The organism is Streptomyces spongiicola, from assembly GCF_003122365.1.
Taxonomy (GTDB): Bacteria; Actinomycetota; Actinomycetes; order Streptomycetales; family Streptomycetaceae; genus Streptomyces; species Streptomyces spongiicola.
The window spans coordinates 384,823-402,537 of sequence record NZ_CP029254.1 but is presented as its reverse complement, the minus strand read 5'-3'; the positions used below and the strand labels follow the sequence as shown (position 1 = coordinate 402,537).

The 17,715-nt window shown below is 71.8% G+C and carries 17 protein-coding genes; 16 read left to right on the top strand and 1 reads right to left on the bottom strand.

The window, feature by feature from the left end; all coding sequences use genetic code 11:
• Positions 1 to 249: 249 nt before the first annotated feature.
• From dop to prcA, 5 genes are all read left to right on the top strand, one after another.
• Entirely contained in the window at positions 250 to 1,761 is a 1,512-nt protein-coding gene (dop, locus tag DDQ41_RS01725) for a depupylase/deamidase Dop (protein ID WP_109292848.1), read from the top strand.
• A 132-nt stretch (positions 1,762 to 1,893) separates the two neighbouring features.
• Positions 1,894 to 2,112 (top strand): ubiquitin-like protein Pup, encoded by a 219-nt coding sequence (locus tag DDQ41_RS01720; protein ID WP_109292847.1) that lies wholly within the window; start codon positions 1,894 to 1,896, stop codon positions 2,110 to 2,112.
• Positions 2,113 to 2,501: 389 nt separating this feature from the next.
• Positions 2,502 to 2,711 carry an endonuclease domain-containing protein gene (locus DDQ41_RS32845; RefSeq protein ID WP_309475787.1) on the top strand — a complete coding sequence of 70 codons (210 nt, stop codon included), beginning with the start codon at positions 2,502 to 2,504 and terminating at the stop codon, positions 2,709 to 2,711.
• On the top strand, positions 2,663 to 3,508 hold the full coding sequence (prcB, locus tag DDQ41_RS01710) for a proteasome subunit beta (RefSeq protein ID WP_109292846.1): 846 nt from the start codon (positions 2,663 to 2,665) through the stop codon (positions 3,506 to 3,508). Before DDQ41_RS32845 ends, prcB begins: the two co-directional genes overlap by 49 nt.
• A gap of 62 nt (positions 3,509 to 3,570) precedes the next feature.
• Positions 3,571 to 4,332: a proteasome subunit alpha gene (prcA, locus tag DDQ41_RS01705; RefSeq protein ID WP_109292845.1), complete on the top strand. Its 762-nt coding sequence runs from the start codon at positions 3,571 to 3,573 to the stop codon at positions 4,330 to 4,332.
• Between the two features lie 581 nt (positions 4,333 to 4,913).
• On the opposite strand, the gene DDQ41_RS01700 is transcribed toward prcA, so the two are convergent.
• Positions 4,914 to 5,942, bottom strand: a complete 1,029-nt coding sequence (locus DDQ41_RS01700; protein WP_172607749.1) for a LacI family DNA-binding transcriptional regulator — start codon at positions 5,940 to 5,942, stop codon at positions 4,914 to 4,916.
• A 142-nt stretch (positions 5,943 to 6,084) separates the two neighbouring features.
• On the opposite strand from DDQ41_RS01700, the gene DDQ41_RS01695 reads away from it, so the two are divergent.
• From DDQ41_RS01695 to DDQ41_RS01645, 11 genes are all read left to right on the top strand, one after another.
• Positions 6,085 to 7,353 carry an MFS transporter gene (locus tag DDQ41_RS01695; protein ID WP_109292843.1) on the top strand — a complete coding sequence of 423 codons (1,269 nt, stop codon included), beginning with the start codon at positions 6,085 to 6,087 and terminating at the stop codon, positions 7,351 to 7,353.
• 9 nt (positions 7,354 to 7,362) lie between these two features.
• Entirely contained in the window at positions 7,363 to 8,724 is a 1,362-nt protein-coding gene (gene pafA, locus DDQ41_RS01690) for a Pup--protein ligase (RefSeq protein ID WP_109292842.1), read from the top strand.
• Between the two features lie 135 nt (positions 8,725 to 8,859).
• Positions 8,860 to 9,792, top strand: a complete 933-nt coding sequence (locus DDQ41_RS01685) for an FKBP-type peptidyl-prolyl cis-trans isomerase (RefSeq protein ID WP_109292841.1) — start codon at positions 8,860 to 8,862, stop codon at positions 9,790 to 9,792.
• A 45-nt stretch (positions 9,793 to 9,837) separates the two neighbouring features.
• A complete protein-coding gene (locus tag DDQ41_RS01680) occupies positions 9,838 to 10,212 on the top strand; it encodes an FKBP-type peptidyl-prolyl cis-trans isomerase (protein ID WP_109292840.1) in 375 nt (124 codons plus the stop codon).
• 115 nt (positions 10,213 to 10,327) lie between these two features.
• Positions 10,328 to 11,284: a helix-turn-helix transcriptional regulator gene (locus tag DDQ41_RS01675; protein WP_109292839.1), complete on the top strand. Its 957-nt coding sequence runs from the start codon at positions 10,328 to 10,330 to the stop codon at positions 11,282 to 11,284.
• 17 nt (positions 11,285 to 11,301) lie between these two features.
• A complete protein-coding gene (locus DDQ41_RS01670; RefSeq protein WP_109292838.1) occupies positions 11,302 to 12,270 on the top strand; it encodes a helix-turn-helix transcriptional regulator in 969 nt (322 codons plus the stop codon).
• Positions 12,271 to 12,298: 28 nt separating this feature from the next.
• A complete protein-coding gene (locus DDQ41_RS01665) occupies positions 12,299 to 12,553 on the top strand; it encodes an FmdB family zinc ribbon protein (RefSeq protein WP_162602776.1) in 255 nt (84 codons plus the stop codon).
• A gap of 202 nt (positions 12,554 to 12,755) precedes the next feature.
• Positions 12,756 to 12,953, top strand: a complete 198-nt coding sequence (locus tag DDQ41_RS01660) for a hypothetical protein (RefSeq protein WP_109292836.1) — start codon at positions 12,756 to 12,758, stop codon at positions 12,951 to 12,953.
• 211 nt (positions 12,954 to 13,164) lie between these two features.
• Entirely contained in the window at positions 13,165 to 13,455 is a 291-nt protein-coding gene (gene tatA, locus DDQ41_RS01655) for a Sec-independent protein translocase subunit TatA (RefSeq protein WP_109292835.1), read from the top strand.
• Positions 13,456 to 13,497: 42 nt separating this feature from the next.
• Positions 13,498 to 14,457: a twin-arginine translocase subunit TatC gene (tatC, locus tag DDQ41_RS01650; protein ID WP_109292834.1), complete on the top strand. Its 960-nt coding sequence runs from the start codon at positions 13,498 to 13,500 to the stop codon at positions 14,455 to 14,457.
• 176 nt (positions 14,458 to 14,633) lie between these two features.
• Positions 14,634 to 17,462: a DEAD/DEAH box helicase gene (locus DDQ41_RS01645; protein ID WP_109292833.1), complete on the top strand. Its 2,829-nt coding sequence runs from the start codon at positions 14,634 to 14,636 to the stop codon at positions 17,460 to 17,462.
• Positions 17,463 to 17,715: the final 253 nt, after the last annotated feature.

Genomic DNA, 17,715 nt, shown 5'->3' with positions numbered 1-17,715 from the left:
CTGGGGCTCCCCCTTGGAAAACAGGGGGAGGACATCCGCAGCCGGCTGCTTTCCGAGGGTTTCCGGACGGGTAGTCGCACCACACAGGGCAATGACCGAGTTGATCTCCCCACCAGCGCAGAGGCGTTCTAGGCTCGTCGGTACCGCCGCGTCGCGCCGTGCGGGGACGGGCACCGCACACGCAACGGAGAACGAGCGGTACTTGAGCGCCGCTCCCGGAGGGGAGCGCCGCCGGGCAAGGAGGGCCGCATGACCGTACGGCGAGTAATGGGCATCGAGACGGAGTACGGGATCTCCGTCCCCGGCCACCCCAACGCCAATGCCATGCTCACCTCGTCCCAGATCGTCAACGCCTACGCGGCGGCGATGCACCGGGCGCGGCGCGCCCGCTGGGACTTCGAGGAGGAGAACCCGCTGCGCGACGCCCGGGGCTTCGACCTGGCCAGGGAGGCCGCCGACTCCAGCCAGCTCACCGACGAGGACATCGGCCTGGCCAACGTGATCCTCACCAACGGGGCACGGCTCTACGTGGACCACGCCCACCCCGAGTACAGCGCCCCGGAGGTCACCAATCCCCGCGACGCCGTGCTCTGGGACAAGGCCGGCGAGCGGATCATGGCGGAGGCGGCCGAGCGCGCCGCCCGGCTGCCCGGCGCCCAGCCCATCCACCTGTACAAGAACAACACCGACAACAAGGGCGCGTCCTACGGCACGCACGAGAACTACCTGATGAAGCGGGAGACGCCCTTCTCGGACATCGTGCGGCATCTGACGCCGTTCTTCGTGTCCCGGCAGGTCGTGACGGGTGCCGGCCGGGTCGGGATCGGCCAGGACGGCCACGAGCACGGTTTCCAGATCAGCCAGCGGGCGGACTACTTCGAGGTGGAGGTGGGCCTGGAGACCACCCTGAAGCGGCCCATCATCAACACCAGGGACGAACCGCACGCCGACGCGGAGAAGTACCGCCGGCTGCACGTGATCATCGGCGACGCCAACCTGTCCGAGATCTCCACCTACCTCAAGCTCGGTACGACCGCGCTGGTGCTGTCGATGATCGAGGACGGCTTCGTCAACGTCGACCTGGCCGTCGACCAGCCGGTGCGGACACTGCACCAGGTGTCCCACGACCCTTCGCTGCAGCGGCTGGTCACGCTGCGCAGCGGCCGGACACTCACCGCGGTCCAGTTGCAGATGGAGTACTTCGAGCTGGCCCGCAAGTACGTCGAGGACCGGTTCGGCGTGGACGCGGACGAGCAGACCAGGGACGTCCTGGTGCGCTGGGAGGACACCCTCAACCGGCTGGAGAACGATCCGATGAGCCTGTCCGGGGAGCTCGACTGGGTCGCCAAGCTGGAGATCCTGGAGGGCTACCGCAGGCGCGACGGCCTGGACTGGGACGCGGCCCGGCTGCACCTGGTGGACCTGCAGTACGCGGACGTGCGCCCCGAGAAGGGCCTGTACAACCGTCTGGCGGCGCGGGGCAGGATGAAGCGCCTGCTGGACGAGGCCGACGTCGAGCGCGCCGAGAGCAAGCCCCCGGAGGACACCAGGGCCTATTTCCGGGGCCGCTGCCTGGAGCAGTACGCGGACGACGTGGCCGCCGCCTCCTGGGACTCGGTGATCTTCGATCTGCCGGGTCGGGACTCCCTGCAGCGCGTCCCCACGCTGGAGCCGTTGCGTGGCACACGCAATCATGTCAAGGAGCTCCTTGACCGGTGCCGGACGGCGGAGGACCTGGTCCGCGTCCTCTCCGGGGGCTGAAATGCCCCGAGTCCGGGAATCATGAAGGCGGGCCCCGGACGTCGAGGAAAGTACGGGGCCGATGTCGGACCCTCCTAGTAGGGTCTGATCTTGAGTCCGAACCATGCGGGCAAACCGAGCGGGGTGAGGGATATGGCGACCAAGGACACCGGCGGCGGGCAGCAGCGGGCCTCGCGCTCCACCGAGGAGGTCGAGGAGCAGGCGCAGGACGCGCAGGCCTCCGAGGACCTCAAGGAGCGCCAGGAGAAGCTGTCCGACGACGTCGACTCCGTGCTGGACGAGATCGACGACGTCCTGGAGGAGAACGCGGAGGACTTCGTTCGGAGTTTTGTGCAAAAGGGCGGTCAGTAGGCGAATGCCCGAGATGGACATCGGGAAGAGCTGCTCAGACCGCCAGAAGGTGCTTCCGGCCGGCGCGTTCGCGTCGAGCGGGTCGCGGCCCGACGGGCCCCGGACCACCTGTCGCGAATGCGCTGCCGACTACCACCGACTCCGTCGGGCGGCTCGGGGCGGGGCGGTCCGGACCAGGGTCGATGTCCCTGCTCCGTACGAGGAGTGCCGGGCCTGCCGCGGGGTGAGGCCCCACGGCGGGTGGCACCGCCGAGCGACCGCATCCGACGGCCTCCCGGCGCGCTGCACGGCGTGCAGGGCGGTCCAGGGCCGCCGGGGGCATCCGAAGCGCCTGTGCGGCATCACCGGGGCCGAGCGCGACGGCATGGTCTCGTTGCGGACGGGTATCCGTGCGATCCGCCTGTCCGCTCCCGCAAGCGCATGTGGACCACTGTCCTGGGACGGGTAGGGTCCGTGGCGTACCGTGCTTCAACTGCAATTCGGCCATCGGCAAGTTGGGAGACGATCCCGACACCGTCCGGCGGGCTGCCGCCTACTTGGAAGGAACCTCGTGGAAGCCAACCCTCGTAGCACCGGGCGTCTACCGGCCGCCTTCCTGACGCCGGGCTCGTCGTCGTTCATGGATTTCCTCGGCGGGCACTCCCCCGACCTGCTCCCGGGCAAGCGCGTCCTGCCCCCCGTGCAGGGCGTGATCGAGGCACCCCACGGCACGACGATCGTCGCCGTGTCCTTCCCCGGGGGCGTGGTGCTCGCCGGTGACCGGCGGGCCACCATGGGCAACATGATCGCCCAGCGTGACATCGAGAAGGTCTTCCCGGCCGACGAGTACTCGGCGGTCGGCATCGCCGGCACCGCCGGCCTGGCGGTGGAGATGGTCAAGCTCTTCCAGCTCGAGCTGGAGCACTTCGAGAAGGTGGAGGGAGCACAGCTCTCCCTCGAGGGCAAGGCGAACCGCCTGTCGACGATGATCCGCGGCAATCTGGGCATGGCCATGCAGGGCCTCGCGGTGGTCCCGATCTTCGCCGGCTGGGACGTCGACCGGGAGAAGGGGCGGATCTTCTCCTACGACGTCACCGGCGGCCGTTCCGAGGAGCAGGGCTACGCCGCCACCGGTTCCGGGTCGATCTTCGCCCGGGGGTCGATGAAGAAGCTCTACCGCGAGGACCTGACCGAGGAGCAGTCGCTCACCCTGGTCATCCAGGCGCTGTACGACGCGGCCGACGAGGACTCCGCCACCGGCGGACCCGACGTGGGCCGGCGCATCTACCCGATCGTCACCGTCATCACCGACGAGGGCTTCCGCAAGCTGACCGAGGCCGAGTCCTCCGAGATCGCCCATGCGGTCCTGGAGCGCCGGAGGGAGCAGCCGGACGGCCCGAGGGCCTCGCTGCTCTGATGTACCCCAGGGCACCGCTGGGCGGTGACTCCTCGCCACTGACAGAAAGGGACGGATAGCCGGTGTCGACGCCGTTCTATGTCTCACCACAGCAGGCGATGGCCGACCGGGCGGAATACGCCCGCAAGGGCATCGCGCGCGGCCGCAGCCTGGTCGTGATGCAGTACGCCGACGGCATCGTGTTCGTCGGCGAGAACCCGTCCCGCGCGCTGCACAAGTTCAGCGAGATCTACGACCGGATCGGCTTCGCCGCGGCCGGCAAGTACAACGAGTACGAGAACCTGCGCATCGGCGGCGTCCGCTACGCCGACCTGCGCGGCTACACCTACGACCGCGACGACGTCACGGCCCGCGGCCTGGCGAACGTCTACGCGCAGACACTGGGCACGATCTTCTCCAGTGCCGGCGAGAAGCCCTACGAGGTCGAGCTGGTCGTCGCCGAGGTCGGCAGCTCGCCCGAGGGAGACCAGATCTACCGCCTGCCGCACGACGGCTCGATCGTGGACGAGCACGGCTCGGTCGCGGTCGGCGGCAACGCCGAGCAGATCAGCTCCTTCCTCGACCAGCGGCACCGCGACGGCATGTCGCTCGCCGAGGCGCTGAAGCTCGCGGTGCAGGCCCTGTCCCGCGACACCAACGGCGGCGAGCGGGAGATTCCCGCGGAGCGCCTCGAGGTCGCGGTCCTGGACCGCACCCGGCCCCAGCAGCGCAAGTTCAAGCGGATCGTGGGCCGCCAGCTCTCCCGTCTGCTGGGGGCCGCCGACGCCGCCTCCGCTCCGACGGAGGCCCCGTCTGACGAGGAGGCCCCGGACGACGAGAAGTAGCCGGCAGCCCGTCGGAAGCCCGTAGGCGGCTCGTCCGCCGCGCCCCGCACGCGCCCCGCACCGACGCCCCGTGTGCGGGGCGTCGGTGCGGGCGGGCGAGGACGCGGTGGGCGAGCCGCGGATGTGTCCGTTCCGCTCCCGCGCACCGGACGCCTCGGAGCCGCCCGGCGGGCGGGTGGCGCTCCCTGCCCGGTACGGCCCCGGGGTGTACCCGTCCGGAGGCCGGGAGGTGCCCCGCCGCGGCCAGCCGGACGGGGAGCCGAGCCGGGGGACGGGGAGTCGAGCCCGAGAGGGGACCCGCAAGGGGAATCGAGCCCGAGAGGGGAGTCGGACCCGACCGTCCGGACGGGGGGATCGGCCGGCGGCCTCCCGGGCGGCGGCCTCAGCGCATCCGCTCCGCTGCGGGCGGTGCGCCGTGCGCGCCCCGCCCGTGCCGTGCCTCCCGGGCGCGGGGCGGGCCGCCAGGCGCGTGACGGTCGGGGCTGGGGGATCGAGGAGTCTCTGAGCGCGCAGCGGGCCGCCCCGCGCGTGACGGGCGGTGCTCACCGGCCGGATGCCGCGAACGCGCTCCGGGCGGGCCCTCAGGCCGCCGGCGCGGGGCCCGTGGAGCCCCGTGGAACCAGGGTGACCGGGAGGGCGCCGGAGGCCGGGGCGCGGGACGAGAGGACGTCGAGGAGCGCGGTCATGCCGGCCCGGCCGATCCGTTCGGCCGGGAGGCGGACCGTGGTGAGTTCCGGTTCCACCGCCGTCGCCAGGGCCAGGTCGTCGAAGCCGGTGACCGAGACGTCCTCGGGCACCCGCAGGCCCATGCGGCGGACCGCCTTGCAGGCGCCGGCCGCGAGGATGTCGTCGTCGCAGACCAGGGCGGTGGGCCGGGGGCCCGGAGCGCCGAGCGCCCGCCCCGCCGCCGCCAGCGCACCGGGCACGTCGAGCGGCGACGGAACCGTCCGCAGTTCCGCCTCCGCGACCGCCCCCAGGGCTTCCTCCAGAGCCCGGGCCCGCACCGCGAACGTCCAGGACGGCACGGCCGAGGCGAGGTGGACGAAGCGCCGGTGCCCGAGGGCGAGCAGATGGTCCACCACCTGCCGCATGCCGTCCGCCACGTCCAGGTTCACCTGGGCCGCGGACGCCCGGTCGGCCGGATCGCTGTCCAGCATCACCAGCGGCAGGTCGGTCCCGCGGATCGCGTCCAGCGTGCCCGCCGCCATCGACGAGGCGATCACCCCGTCCAGCGCGGCCCGGGCGGACGGGAAGGGATCCCGCGCGGGCCCCGTGCCCTCGGGGGAGGGGTACAGCACCACGCCGAAACCGTGCTCGGCGGCGACCTCCGCCGCACCCCCGTACACGCGTGCGAAGAACTCGTTGGTGAGGGCGGGGACCACCAGCAGTGCCGTCCGGGTCCGGCCGAGCCGCAGATTGCGGGCCGCGAGGTTCGGCCGGTAGCCCAGCTCGGACGCCGCGTCGCGCACCAGCCCCGCGGTGCGCTCGGACACCCGGCCGCGCCACTTCCCGCCCAGCACCAGCGACACGGTGGCCTGCGACACCCCGGCGGCCCGCGCCACGTCCCTGCTGGTCGGCCGCGCTCCGCCGGCGGGCTCCCGGGTCTGCACACTCGCCTCCGCGCTCGGTCCCCGTGCGCCGCGGGAGTGGACTCGCGGCATCTGACATGGTACGTATGACGCAGCTAGTTATACGTAAAACTTCCCAAGGTCGGGCACGGCCCGCCGCGGTGGCAGCGAAGAGGCGGAAGCGATGGGCACCGGACTCGCCGGGTACACGGACATCCTCAGGGTCCCCCACGCGGCCCGCCTGCTCGCGGGCACCCTGGTGGGCCGGCTGCCCAGCGCTGTCGCGCACATCGCGATCGTGCTGTTCGCCCGCGCCGAGGGCGGCAGCTACACGCTCGCCGGAGCCCTCGCGGCCGTCTACGGACTGACCACGGCCGCCGGGCAGCCGCTGCTGGGCCGCCTGGTCGACCTGTACGGGCAGCCCCGCGTCCAGCTCCCCGCCGCCGTCCTCTCGGCTCTCGGCATGGCCGTGCTCGCCGTCTCCGGCATCGGTTCGCTCGCCGTGGCCTACACCGCCGTCGCCGTCGCCGGGTTCTTCACCCCGCCCCTGGAGGGCGGGCTGCGCGCCCTCTGGCCGGACGTCCTCGGACGCCGGGACCGGGTGCACCGCGCCTACGCCATGGACGCGATAGCGCAGGAGGTCATGTTCACGGTCGGACCGCTGCTGGTCACCCTGCTGGTCTGGCTGATGTCGCCCGCCGCCGCGCTGCTCGCCGTCAACGCGACGGGCGTCCTCGGCGCGCTCTCCGTGGTGGTCTCCGAGCCCTCCCGCCGATGGCGGTCCGCTCCGCGCGAGGCCCACTGGCTGGGCGCCCTGCGCTCAGCCGGGCTGCTCGCCCTGCTCGGCTGCTTCTTCTTCGTCGGCCTCGCCCTCGGCTCCATCACGGTCGCCGCCCTCTCCTATGCCGAGGGCCGGGGCGGGGACGCCGTCTACGGCTGGTTCATGGCCGCCCTGGGCCTCGGCGCCCTCGTCGGCGGCGTCGCCTACGGCGCACGCGAATGGGCCGGGGCGCCCGAGCGCCGGCTGCGGGTGATCACCGGGCTGCTCGCCCTGGGCTATCTGCCGCTGATGCTCACCCCCGGCGTCCCCGCGATGACCGCGCTCGGTGCCGTCGCCGGACTGTTCCTCGCGCCCGCGATCGCCTGCGCCTTCATCGTCGTCGACCGGCACGCCCCGCGCGGCACGGTGACCGAGGCGTTCTCCTGGCTGGTGACCACCTTCGGCGTCGGCGCCGCCGTCGGCACGGCCGCTGCCGGCCCCGCGGTGGAGTTCGCGGGGACCGCCGCGGGCTTCGCCGTCGCGGGCTGCGGCGGAATCGCCGCCCTGCTGGTGCTGCTGGCCACCGGACGGGTCCTCGCAGCTCCCGGCCGCGGCGCAGATTTCGCACCGGCGGACGAAAATGATCGAAGCGGTGCCGCCGAACCCGGTTTCAGCTCAGGCCATCGGGCGTAATGTTCCCTCATGGACCGCCGCATTTTCGGGCTGGAGAACGAGTACGGCGTCACGTGCACGTTCAGGGGACAGCGCCGACTGTCACCTGACGAAGTGGCGCGCTACCTCTTCCGCCGAGTCGTGTCATGGGGCCGCAGCAGCAACGTCTTCCTGCGCAACGGTGCCCGCCTCTACCTCGACGTGGGCTCGCATCCGGAATACGCAACCCCCGAATGTGACAACGTGACCGAACTGGTCACCCACGACAAAGCCGGGGAGCGCATCCTCGAAGGCCTGCTCGTCGACGCCGAACGCCGCCTGCACGAGGAGGGGATCGCGGGCGACGTCTACCTCTTCAAGAACAACACCGATTCGGCGGGAAACTCCTACGGATGCCACGAGAACTACCTCGTGGCCCGGCACGGGGAGTTCTCCCGTCTCGCGGACATCCTGATCCCGTTCCTGGTCACCCGGCAGCTGCTCTGCGGCGCGGGGAAGGTGCTCCAGACCCCTCGCGGCGCGGTGTTCTGCGTCAGCCAGCGCGCCGAGCACATCTGGGAGGGCGTCAGCTCCGCGACGACGCGGTCCCGGCCCATCATCAACACCAGGGACGAGCCGCACGCGGACGCGGAGCGCTACCGCCGCCTGCACGTCATCGTCGGCGACTCCAACATGTCGGAGACGACCATGCTGCTCAAGGTCGGGGCCACCGACCTGGTGCTGCGCATGATCGAGGCGGGCACGGTCATGCGCGACCTGACTCTGGAGAACCCGATCCGGGCCATCCGCGAGGTCAGCCACGACATCACCGGCCGGCGCAAGGTGCGCCTGGCCAGCGGCCGCGAGGCCTCCGCCCTGGAGGTCCAGCGCGAGTACTACGAGAAGGCGGTGGACTTCGTCGACCGGCGGGGCATCCGCACCGGCACGGTGGCGCAGGTCCTGGAACTGTGGGGGCGCACGCTCGACGCCATCGAGCAGGAGGACCTCGACAGCATCGGCACCGAGATCGACTGGGTGATGAAGTACAAGCTCATCGAGCGGTACCGGGCCAAGCACAACATGACGATGTCCCACCCGAGGGTCGCGCAGATAGACCTCGCCTACCACGACATCCACCGCAGGCGCGGCCTCTACTACCTCCTGGAGAAGAAGGGGCAGGCCGCCCGGATCTGCAACGACCTCAGGATCTTCGAGGGCAAGTCCGTGCCCCCGCAGACCACCAGGGCCCGGCTGCGCGGCGACTTCATCCGCCGGGCGCAGGAGCAGCGGCGGGACTTCACCGTCGACTGGGTGCACCTCAAGCTCAACGACCAGGCACAGCGCACGGTGTTGTGCAAGGACCCGTTCCGCTCCGTGGACGACCGGGTGGAGAAGCTGATCGCCGGAATGTAGTGGTCCGGTCCGCCCGGTGGGGCGCGGCGGGCGGACCGGACGCCACCCGGGCCCCGTGCGAGAAGCGCACGGGGCTCCGGGCGCAGCCCTTAGAGTGTCGAGCGACCGATGTGCCGTCTGAGATCTGAGGAACACGTGCGCCGACTTGCCGGCCTGCTCGTCGTGCCCCTGCTGCTGCTCTCCACAGCGGCGTGCGGCGACGACGGGGGCTCCGAATCCGCCCAGCCGTCGAACGGACTGCCCGCCATCACGGCGGGTGCGAAGTTCGGCGAGAAGCCCACGCTCGCCAAGGGCGAGGGCGAGCCGCCCGAGGACCTCGAGGTCGAGGTCGTCAGCGAGGGCAAGGGCCAGGCCCTCAAGAAGGGCGACCAGGCCCAGGTCGACTACCTCGGCCAGGTGTGGGACGGCGACAAGCCGTTCGACAACAGCTTCGACCGGGGCGAGCCGTTCGCGGTGACCATCGGCGGCGGCGGTGTCATCGAAGGCTGGCAGAAGGCTCTCACCGGGCAGAAGGTCGGCAGCCGCCTGGAGGTGTCCATCCCGCCGTCGCTCGCCTACGGCAGCAGCGGCCAGGGCGACATCCCGCCGAACGCCACGCTGGTGTTCGTCATGGACATCGTCAAGGGCACCACCCTCCCCGTGTCCGCCAAGGGCACCGAGGTCGCCCAGGACAACATCGACCTGCCCAAGGTCGGCACGAACACCGACGGCAAGGCGCCCTCGATCACCGTCCCGAAGAAGCCCGCGCCGACCGAGCTGGTCTCCGACTACGTCATCGAGGGCAGCGGCCCCGCGGTCAAGGCGGGCGACACGGTGGCCGTCCAGTACAAGGGCGTCCTGTGGAAGGACGGCAAGGAGTTCGACAGCAGCTACGCCAAGGGCGCCCCCGTCACCTTCCCGCTCTCCGGTGTGATCGAGGGCTGGTCGAAGGGTCTGGAGGGCAAGAAGACCGGCAGCCGGGTGCTGCTCGTCGTGCCGCCGGACATGGCCTACGGCGACCAGGCCCAGGGCCCGATCCCGGCGAAGTCCACGCTGGTGTTCTCCGTGGACATCCTGGCGGTTCTGTAAGACTGTCCGCGTTGACTCGCACAGAGAGAGCGCAAGGAGCAACACGTGAGCATGGACAAGCCCGAAATCGACTTCCCCGGCGGTGAGCCGCCGGCCGACCTTGAGATCAAGGACATCTGGGAGGGCGACGGGCCCGAGGCCAAGGCGGGCGACACCGTCTCCGTCCACTACGTGGGCGTGGCCTTCTCCACCGGCGAGGAGTTCGACGCCTCCTGGAACCGCGGCACCCCGCTGCAGTTCCAGCTCGGTGTCGGCCAGGTCATCCAGGGCTGGGACCAGGGCGTGCAGGGCATGAAGGTCGGCGGCCGCCGTCAGCTGACCATCCCCGCGCACCTCGCCTACGGCGACCGCGGGGCCGGTGGCGGCCGCATCGCCCCCGGCGAGGCGCTGATCTTCGTCTGCGACCTGGTCGCGGTCTGACCGCGACCGGTCTCCGCGGGGCCCGTGCCGCCAAGGGCACGGGCCCCGCGCTTTTGCCACGACGCTCCGTAGCGGTAGGTTCGACGATCAGAAGAACGGGTGAGGAAGGGCGTCGATGGCCATTGCCAAGGCCGAGCGGCTGATGAACCTGGCGCTGTGTCTGCTCGGGACACGGCGGCCGCTCAGCAAGCGGGAGCTGCGGGGCTCCATCGAGGCCTATCTGGAAGCGGCCTCCGACGACGCCTTCAACCGGATGTTCGAACGGGACAAGGACGACCTGCGCGAACTCGGGCTGGTCATCGCCACCGTGGACAACCTCGACGGCGACACCGGCTATCTCGCCCGCCGCGACTCCAACCGGCTGCCGCCGATCACCCTCGACGCCGAGGAGGCCGCGGCGCTCGGCCTCGCCGCCAAGGTCTGGCAGCAGGCCCGCCTCGCCGGAGCGGCCAGCGGCGCCCTGCAGAAGCTGCGCGCCGCCGGCATGCCCGAGGCGCGGGACCCCTACGAGGCCCAGCACAGCGCCCTCGAACCGCGGATCCCCGTCCACGAGGCGGCGTTCGAGCCGCTGATGCTCGCCTGCCGGGACCGGCGCCCCGTCGTCTTCGACTACCGCAAGTCCAACGCCGCTCGCCCCGGGACCCGCCATGTCGAGCCCTGGACGCTGGAGTGCTGGCGCGGGCACTGGTACCTCGCCGGCTGGGACCGCGACCGCGGCGCCGAACGCGTCTTCCGTCTCTCCCGCATCACCGGGCGGGTACGCTCCCGCGCCGGCTCCTTCACCGCGCCCGTACCCGACGTGGTCACCGTGCGCGAGACGGTGGAGAGCTGGGCCGGCGAGACCGCCACGAGGTCCGCGCGGATCAGGCTGAGGGCGGGCTCCGGCTACCCGCTGCGTGCCCGCGCCGCTTCCGTGCGGGAACTCGGCGGCGGCTGGGACGAGTTGGAGATTCCGTACGGACACGGTCTGGGCGCCTGGCTGGTGGAGTTCGGACCGGACGTCGTCGTGCTCGAGCCCGCGGACCTGCGGGCCGACGTGGTGGACCGGCTGCGCGCCGTGGCCAAGGGCTGAGGGGGACTCGTACAGGCATGGCCGCCAACGCCATCGACCAGACCCGGCGGATGCTCTCGCTGGTGACGTATCTGCGCGAACGCCCCGGAGCGCGGGTCGGGGACGTCGCCCGGGCCTTCGGGATCACCGAGGACGAGCTGATCTCCGACCTCGACGTGCTGCCCATGTGCGGGACCAGCTTCCGCGGCGGCGACCTCCTGGACATCGACACCGACGGTGAACGCATCTGGTGGCACAACCCCGACGACGTCGCCGAGCCGCTCCGGCTGGCCGCCGACGAGGCGACGGCGCTCCTGGTCGCCGCACGCGCCGTCGCCACGCTGCCCGGACTGCGGGAGGGCGACCGCGAGGCGCTGGTCCGGGCCACCGCCAAGCTGGAGGCCGCCGCGGGCGAGTCCGCCGGAGCCAGCTCCCGGCTCTCCGTGACCTTCGAATCCGAGGGGGGTGTCTTCGCCGACGTCGACCGCGCCATCTCGGAGCGCCGCAGACTGTGGCTGCGGTACTACTCCCCGGCGCGGGACGAACTCACCGAGCGCGAGGTCGACCCGATCCGCCTCTTCGCCGTCGGCCACACCTACATGGAGGGCTGGTGCTACCTCTCCGAGGCGCGCCGGACCTTCCGGCTCGACCGGGTGGCCGAGATCCGGCTGCTGGACGAGCCGTCGGCGCCGCCCGAGACGGAGCTGCGCGATCTGTCGGAGGGGCTGGTGCAGCCCTCGGCGGAGGACCCCGAGGTCGTGGTCGAGGTCGGCCCGGGCGGCCGCTGGGTGGCCGAGTACTACCCGCACGACAGCGCGGAGGAGCAGCCCGGCGGCGGCCTGCGGATCAGCCTGCGCACCCCCGACCCGGCGTCCCTGCGGCGGCTCGCGCTCCGGCTGGGGCGGGACGGCCGGATCGTGTCGCCGACCGGACTGGCGGAGAGCGCGCGGCAGGCGGCGCGCGAGGCGCTCACCGCGTACGACAGCCACGACCGGCGGCCCGAATGAGGCCCGAATGAGGGGGGACACGGCGGACATGCCCGCTCTGGCAGGAATCCCGGCACCGAGGATGCCGATCGTCTTCAAGGCCGCCTGTCCCGACTGCCGGGGCCGCTTCGAACTGGCGGCCGGGGCGCTGCGCCTCGCGATCGGCGCGAGCAGCCGGACCACCTTCTACTCCTTCACCTGTCCCGAGTGCGGGGCCGCCGTACGCAAGCCGGCGGGGGAGCGGATCGTCGAACTCCTCACCGGGGGCGGGGTGCGGACACTGCGCCTCCACTCCACCGCCTGATTCGTAAATAGAACGCGTCCAAGGTCGAGAAGACCCGTTCGCCTTCGATTTACAGGCCAACAGGGTGGGGCTCGGCCTCCGGACTACTGATCCCCGCACGCCACTCCTCGGGTGCCCCGGCCGGCGGCGCCCGGCCGTCGCGGCGCCTGCCGGGCGGGACCGCGGGACGGAGGTCGCCTGCTGCGGTACTAGGCTCTGGTCCATGCTCTGGCCCATGCTCGCCGTCGCCCTGGGGTTCCTCGGCACCGCCGTCCTCGGTGTCCTCGGTGTCCGCGTCTTCCTGGAAGCCCGGCGACTGGGCCGGCAGGTGGCCGCCACCGCGGAACGCGTCAACCGGGCCGCGGAGGACCTGGAGAGAGCGGCGGCGCGGCTGGCGCGCACCGGTGAGACCCTGCGCTAGCGCGGGCGGTCTCCTCCGGGACGGGGGCCCGGAGGTACCCTGCTGTGATGCGTCCGCTGTCCGTTCGGGCCGCAATCGCCCGTATGCACAGGCATTGCCCGGCGTTTGCCCGGGCGGGTTACGATCGCAGGCACATCGGCGATCGGACTCCTGTCCGACCGCCCGCCGGGCAGCCCGCCCTTCAGCCGCCCCAGTGAGAAGGAAGTCGCACATGATCGGCAATCTGAAGCCCCTCGAGATCATTCTGATCATCGTGGTCATCCTGTTGCTGTTCGGCGCCAAGAAGCTGCCCGACATGGCCCGCTCGCTCGGCAAGTCCGCCCGGATCCTGAAGAGCGAGGCGAAGGCGATGAAGAAGGACGACGAGCCGTCGGGCGGTCAGCCGGCGCCGGGCGCCGACACCGCCGCCCAGAAGGACACCCCCCGCACCATCCAGGCCGCCCCCGGCGATGTGACGAGCAGCCGCCCCGTCTCGGAGCCGAACCGTACGACGCAGAGCTGACCCGGTTCCCCCGACGGTTCCCGCACGAGACGAGGAAGTGGGTTGCTCAAGTCCGCCCGCAAGCAGGACAAGGACACCGAGGGGCGGATGCCGCTCGGTGAACACCTGCGTGAGTTGCGCAACCGGCTCCTGAAGTCGGTGCTGGCGATCGCGGTGGCCACGGTCGCCGCGGCCTTCTTCCAGAAGGAGATCTTCGCGTTCCTGATGCGGCCGATCCTGGAGTCGGTCGGCTGCGCGAACGGCCAGGTCGTCATGCGGAACGGCCAGCTCTGCGCCGAGATGACGACACAGGGGCTCCTGTCACCGTTCACCATCGCGCTGAAGGTCGCCCTGATGGCGGGCGTGCTGGCGGCGACCCCGGTCTGGCTCTACCAGCTCTGGGCCTTCGTCGCTCCCGGGCTGCACAACCACGAGAAGCGCTACGCGCTGAGCTTCGTCGCCGCCGGCGTGCCGCTGTTCCTGGGCGGCGCCTACCTCGCGTACTCGATCCTCCCGCAGACCGCCGAGATCATGCTCGGCTTCGCACCGTCCGGCGCGAGGCCCCTGCTGCCGCTGGACGACTACCTTGACCTGATCACCCGCATGGTGATCGTCTTCGGTGTCGCCTTCGAACTCCCGCTGCTGCTCATCCTGCTCAACATGACCGGTGTACTGACCGGCCGGCGGATGCTGCGCTGGTGGCGCGGAATGATCGTCGGCCTCACCGCCTTCGCCGCGATCGCCACGCCCGGCGGCGAGCCGATCTCGATGCTGCTCCTGGCCGGCCCGCTGGCCGTCCTCTACTTCATCGCCGTGGGCTTCTCCTTCCTCAACGACGCCCGCCGCCGGCGCAGGGACCCCGACGCCGGCCTGAGCGACGACGAGGCATCCAGGCTCGACCTCACCCCCGAGGACGTCGGCGACGCCGGGCCCGTCACCGCCGCCCGCGCGCTCCCCGAGCAGTCGAGCGGCGACCGGGACCGGGACCGGGACCGGATCAACGGGTACGACGACGTCACCTGACCCGGGTCCCGAGGGCGGGCGCGCCGCCCGCACGGGCAGGGCGACCTCGTCCGGCGGGCATCCCCGACGGGCGGCGGGCACGCCCCCTGTGCCCGCCCGTCCCGGACCCGTCCCGGCGCCGCCCCGAAATAAGCTCGCGCCCGCTGTCGGACCCGGCGGGTAGGCTCGACTGCAAGATGACACAGGACCTCTCACCAGCCGAGCGGTACGCGGCCGCCCGGATCCGTGCCGCCGAGCAGGCCACCGCGCTCGCTCCCTTCCGCGAGATGTACGACTTCGGGCTGGACCCGTTCCAGGTCGAGGCCTGCGAGGCGCTGGAGGCGGGCAAGGGCGTGCTCGTGGCGGCCCCCACGGGTTCCGGGAAGACGATCGTCGGCGAGTTCGCCGTGCACCTGGCTCTCTCCCAGGGGCGCAAGTGCTTCTACACGACCCCCATCAAGGCGCTGTCCAACCAGAAGTACTCGGATCTGGTCAAGCGGTACGGCCCCGGCAAGGTCGGCCTGCTCACCGGCGACAACAGCGTCAACCCCGAGGCGCCGGTCGTCGTCATGACCACCGAGGTCCTGCGCAACATGCTGTACGCGGGCTCCCGGTCGCTGAGCGGCCTCGGGTACGTGGTCATGGACGAGGTGCACTACCTCTCCGACCGCTTCAGAGGCGCCGTCTGGGAAGAAGTGATCATCCACCTCCCCGAGTCGGTGACCCTGGTCTCGCTCTCGGCGACGGTGTCCAACGCGGAGGAGTTCGGCGACTGGCTCGACACCGTACGAGGCGACACCGAAGTGATCGTCTCGGAGTCGCGCCCCGTGCCCCTGTGGCAGCACGTGCTCGCCGGACGCCGGATGTACGACCTCTTCGAGGAGGAGACCGACCACGGCGGCCGCGGCGCCGCCCGGCGCGAGGTCAACCCCGACCTGGTCCGCCTGGCCAGGACGGAGAACTCCCGCACGTACAACCCGCGTGACCGCCGCCGCGGCAAGATGGTCCGCGAGGCCGACCGCGAGCGCGAGCGCCGGCAGCGGGGCCGCATCTGGACCCCGGGGCGGCCCGAGGTCGTCGAGCGGCTGGACGCGGAAGGGCTGCTACCCGCCATCACGTTCATCTTCAGCAGAGCCGCCTGCGAGGCCGCCGTCCAGCAGTGCCTGTTCGCCGGACTGCGGCTCAACGACGAGGAGGCGCGCCTGGAGGTGCGGTCGATCGTCGAGGCGCGCACGGCCTCCATCCCCCGCGAGGACCTCCACGTCCTCGGGTACTACGAGTGGCTGGAGGGACTGGAGCGGGGCATAGCCGCACACCACGCCGGAATGCTCCCCACGTTCAAGGAGGTCGTCGAGGAACTCTTCGTCCGCGGCCTCGTCAAGGCCGTGTTCGCCACCGAGACCCTGGCCCTCGGCATCAACATGCCCGCCAGGTCCGTGGTGCTGGAGAAGCTCGTCAAGTGGAACGGCGAGCAGCACGCCGACATCACCCCCGGCGAGTACACCCAGCTGACCGGACGCGCGGGCCGGCGCGGCATCGACGTGGAGGGCCACGCCGTCGTGCTCTGGCAGCGCGGGATGGACCCGGGCGCGCTCGCCGGACTCGCCGGCACCCGTACGTATCCGCTGCGCTCGAGCTTCAAGCCGTCGTACAACATGGCGGTCAACCTCGTGCAGCAGTTCGGGCGCCACCGCTCGAGGGAACTGCTGGAGACCTCCTTCGCCCAGTTCCAGGCGGACAGGTCGGTCGTCGGCATCTCGCGCCAGGTGCAGCGCAACGAGGAGGGGCTCGAGGGCTACCGGGAGGGCATGACCTGCCACCTGGGGGACTTCGAGGAGTACGCGCGGCTGCGCCGCGAACTGAAGGACCGTGAGACCGAACTGGCCAAGCAGGGCGCCGCCCAGCGCCGGGCGGCCGCCGCGGACTCACTGGAGAAGCTCAGGCCGGGCGACGTCATCCACGTGCCCACCGGCAAGTTCGCCGGGCTCGCGCTCGTCCTCGACCCCGGGCTGCCGGCCGGCAGGTCCAACGGCCACCGGGGCTACGAGTACCACGACGGGCCGCGCCCCGTGGTGCTGACGGCCGAACGCCAGGTCAAGCGGCTCGCCTCGATGGACTTCCCGGTCCCCGTGGAGCCGCTGGAGCGGATGCGGATCCCCAAGTCCTTCAACCCGCGCTCCCCCCAGTCCCGGCGCGACCTCGCCTCCGCCCTGCGGACCAAGGCCGGGCACATCGTGCCCGACCGGCACCGCAGGCCGCGCGCCGCGGCCGCGGACGACCGCGAGATCGCCCGGCTGCGCAGGGAGATCCGCGCCCATCCCTGCCACGGCTGCGACGAACGCGAGGACCACGCCCGCTGGGCGGAGCGCCACCACCGGCTCCAGCGCGACACCCGCCAGCTGGAGCGCCGCATCGAGGGCCGGACGAACACCATCGCCCGCACCTTCGACCGCATCGTCGCGCTGCTCACCGAGCTGGACTACCTCCGCGGCGACGAGGTCACCGAGCACGGCCGCCGGCTCGCCCGGCTCTACGGCGAGCTGGACCTGCTGGCCAGCGAGTGCCTGCGCGACGGGGTGTGGGAGGGGCTGAACCCGGCCGAACTGGCCTCCTGCGTCTCGGCTCTGGTGTACGAGGCACGCCAGGCCGACGACGCCGTGGCGCCCAGGCTGCCCTCCGGCAGGTCGAAGGCAGCGCTCGGCGAGATGGTGCGGATCTGGGGCCGGCTGGACGCGCTCGAGGAGGAGTTCCGCATCAACCAGGCCGAGGGCGTGGGCCAGCGCGAGCCCGACCTCGGATTCGCCTGGGCGGTGTACCAGTGGGCCTCGGGCAGGGGCCTGGACGAGGTGCTGCGCGAGGCGGAGATGCCCGCGGGCGACTTCGTGCGCTGGACCAAGCAGGTCATCGACGTACTCGGCCAGATCGCGGCCGCGGCGCCGGGCGAGAACTCCACGGTGGCGCGCAACGCCCGCAAGGCCGTGGACGCGGTGCTGCGCGGTGTGGTGGCGTACAGCTCGGTCGGCTGACCTCCGGGGAGGCCCGGCAGGCCGCCCGTGGGAGTGCGGCGCACCGCGTGACCGGCGGCTCGCAGCCGCCACGGCCACTGCCGGCACCGGTCGGCCGAAGCCGGTGCCGAAGCCGGTGCCGGGGTGGCCCGGCACGGAACCGGTGTCGGTTTCGGTGTTGGTGCCGGTGCCGGTGCCGACATGGCCCGGCCGGCGACGCCGTGCCCTGCCACCCCGCGCCGCCCTGCCGTCCCGCAGTTCGGCCGTCCTGCCG

What these genes read in the sequence shown, in the direction of transcription:
- DDQ41_RS01670 (WP_109292838.1), top strand. Translation starts at nt 11,302, where the DNA reads ATGGCCGCCAACGCCATCGACCAGACCCGGCGGATGCTCTCGCTGGTG.
- dop (WP_109292848.1), top strand. Translation starts at nt 250, where the DNA reads ATGACCGTACGGCGAGTAATGGGCATCGAGACGGAGTACGGGATCTCC.
- DDQ41_RS01665 (WP_162602776.1), top strand. Translation starts at nt 12,299, where the DNA reads ATGCCCGCTCTGGCAGGAATCCCGGCACCGAGGATGCCGATCGTCTTC.
- DDQ41_RS01720 (WP_109292847.1), top strand. Translation starts at nt 1,894, where the DNA reads ATGGCGACCAAGGACACCGGCGGCGGGCAGCAGCGGGCCTCGCGCTCC.
- tatA (WP_109292835.1), top strand. Translation starts at nt 13,165, where the DNA reads ATGATCGGCAATCTGAAGCCCCTCGAGATCATTCTGATCATCGTGGTC.
- DDQ41_RS01675 (WP_109292839.1), top strand. Translation starts at nt 10,328, where the DNA reads ATGGCCATTGCCAAGGCCGAGCGGCTGATGAACCTGGCGCTGTGTCTG.
- DDQ41_RS01695 (WP_109292843.1), top strand. Translation starts at nt 6,085, where the DNA reads ATGGGCACCGGACTCGCCGGGTACACGGACATCCTCAGGGTCCCCCAC.
- DDQ41_RS01660 (WP_109292836.1), top strand. Translation starts at nt 12,756, where the DNA reads ATGCTCTGGCCCATGCTCGCCGTCGCCCTGGGGTTCCTCGGCACCGCC.
- DDQ41_RS01645 (WP_109292833.1), top strand. Translation starts at nt 14,634, where the DNA reads ATGACACAGGACCTCTCACCAGCCGAGCGGTACGCGGCCGCCCGGATC.
- pafA (WP_109292842.1), top strand. Translation starts at nt 7,363, where the DNA reads ATGGACCGCCGCATTTTCGGGCTGGAGAACGAGTACGGCGTCACGTGC.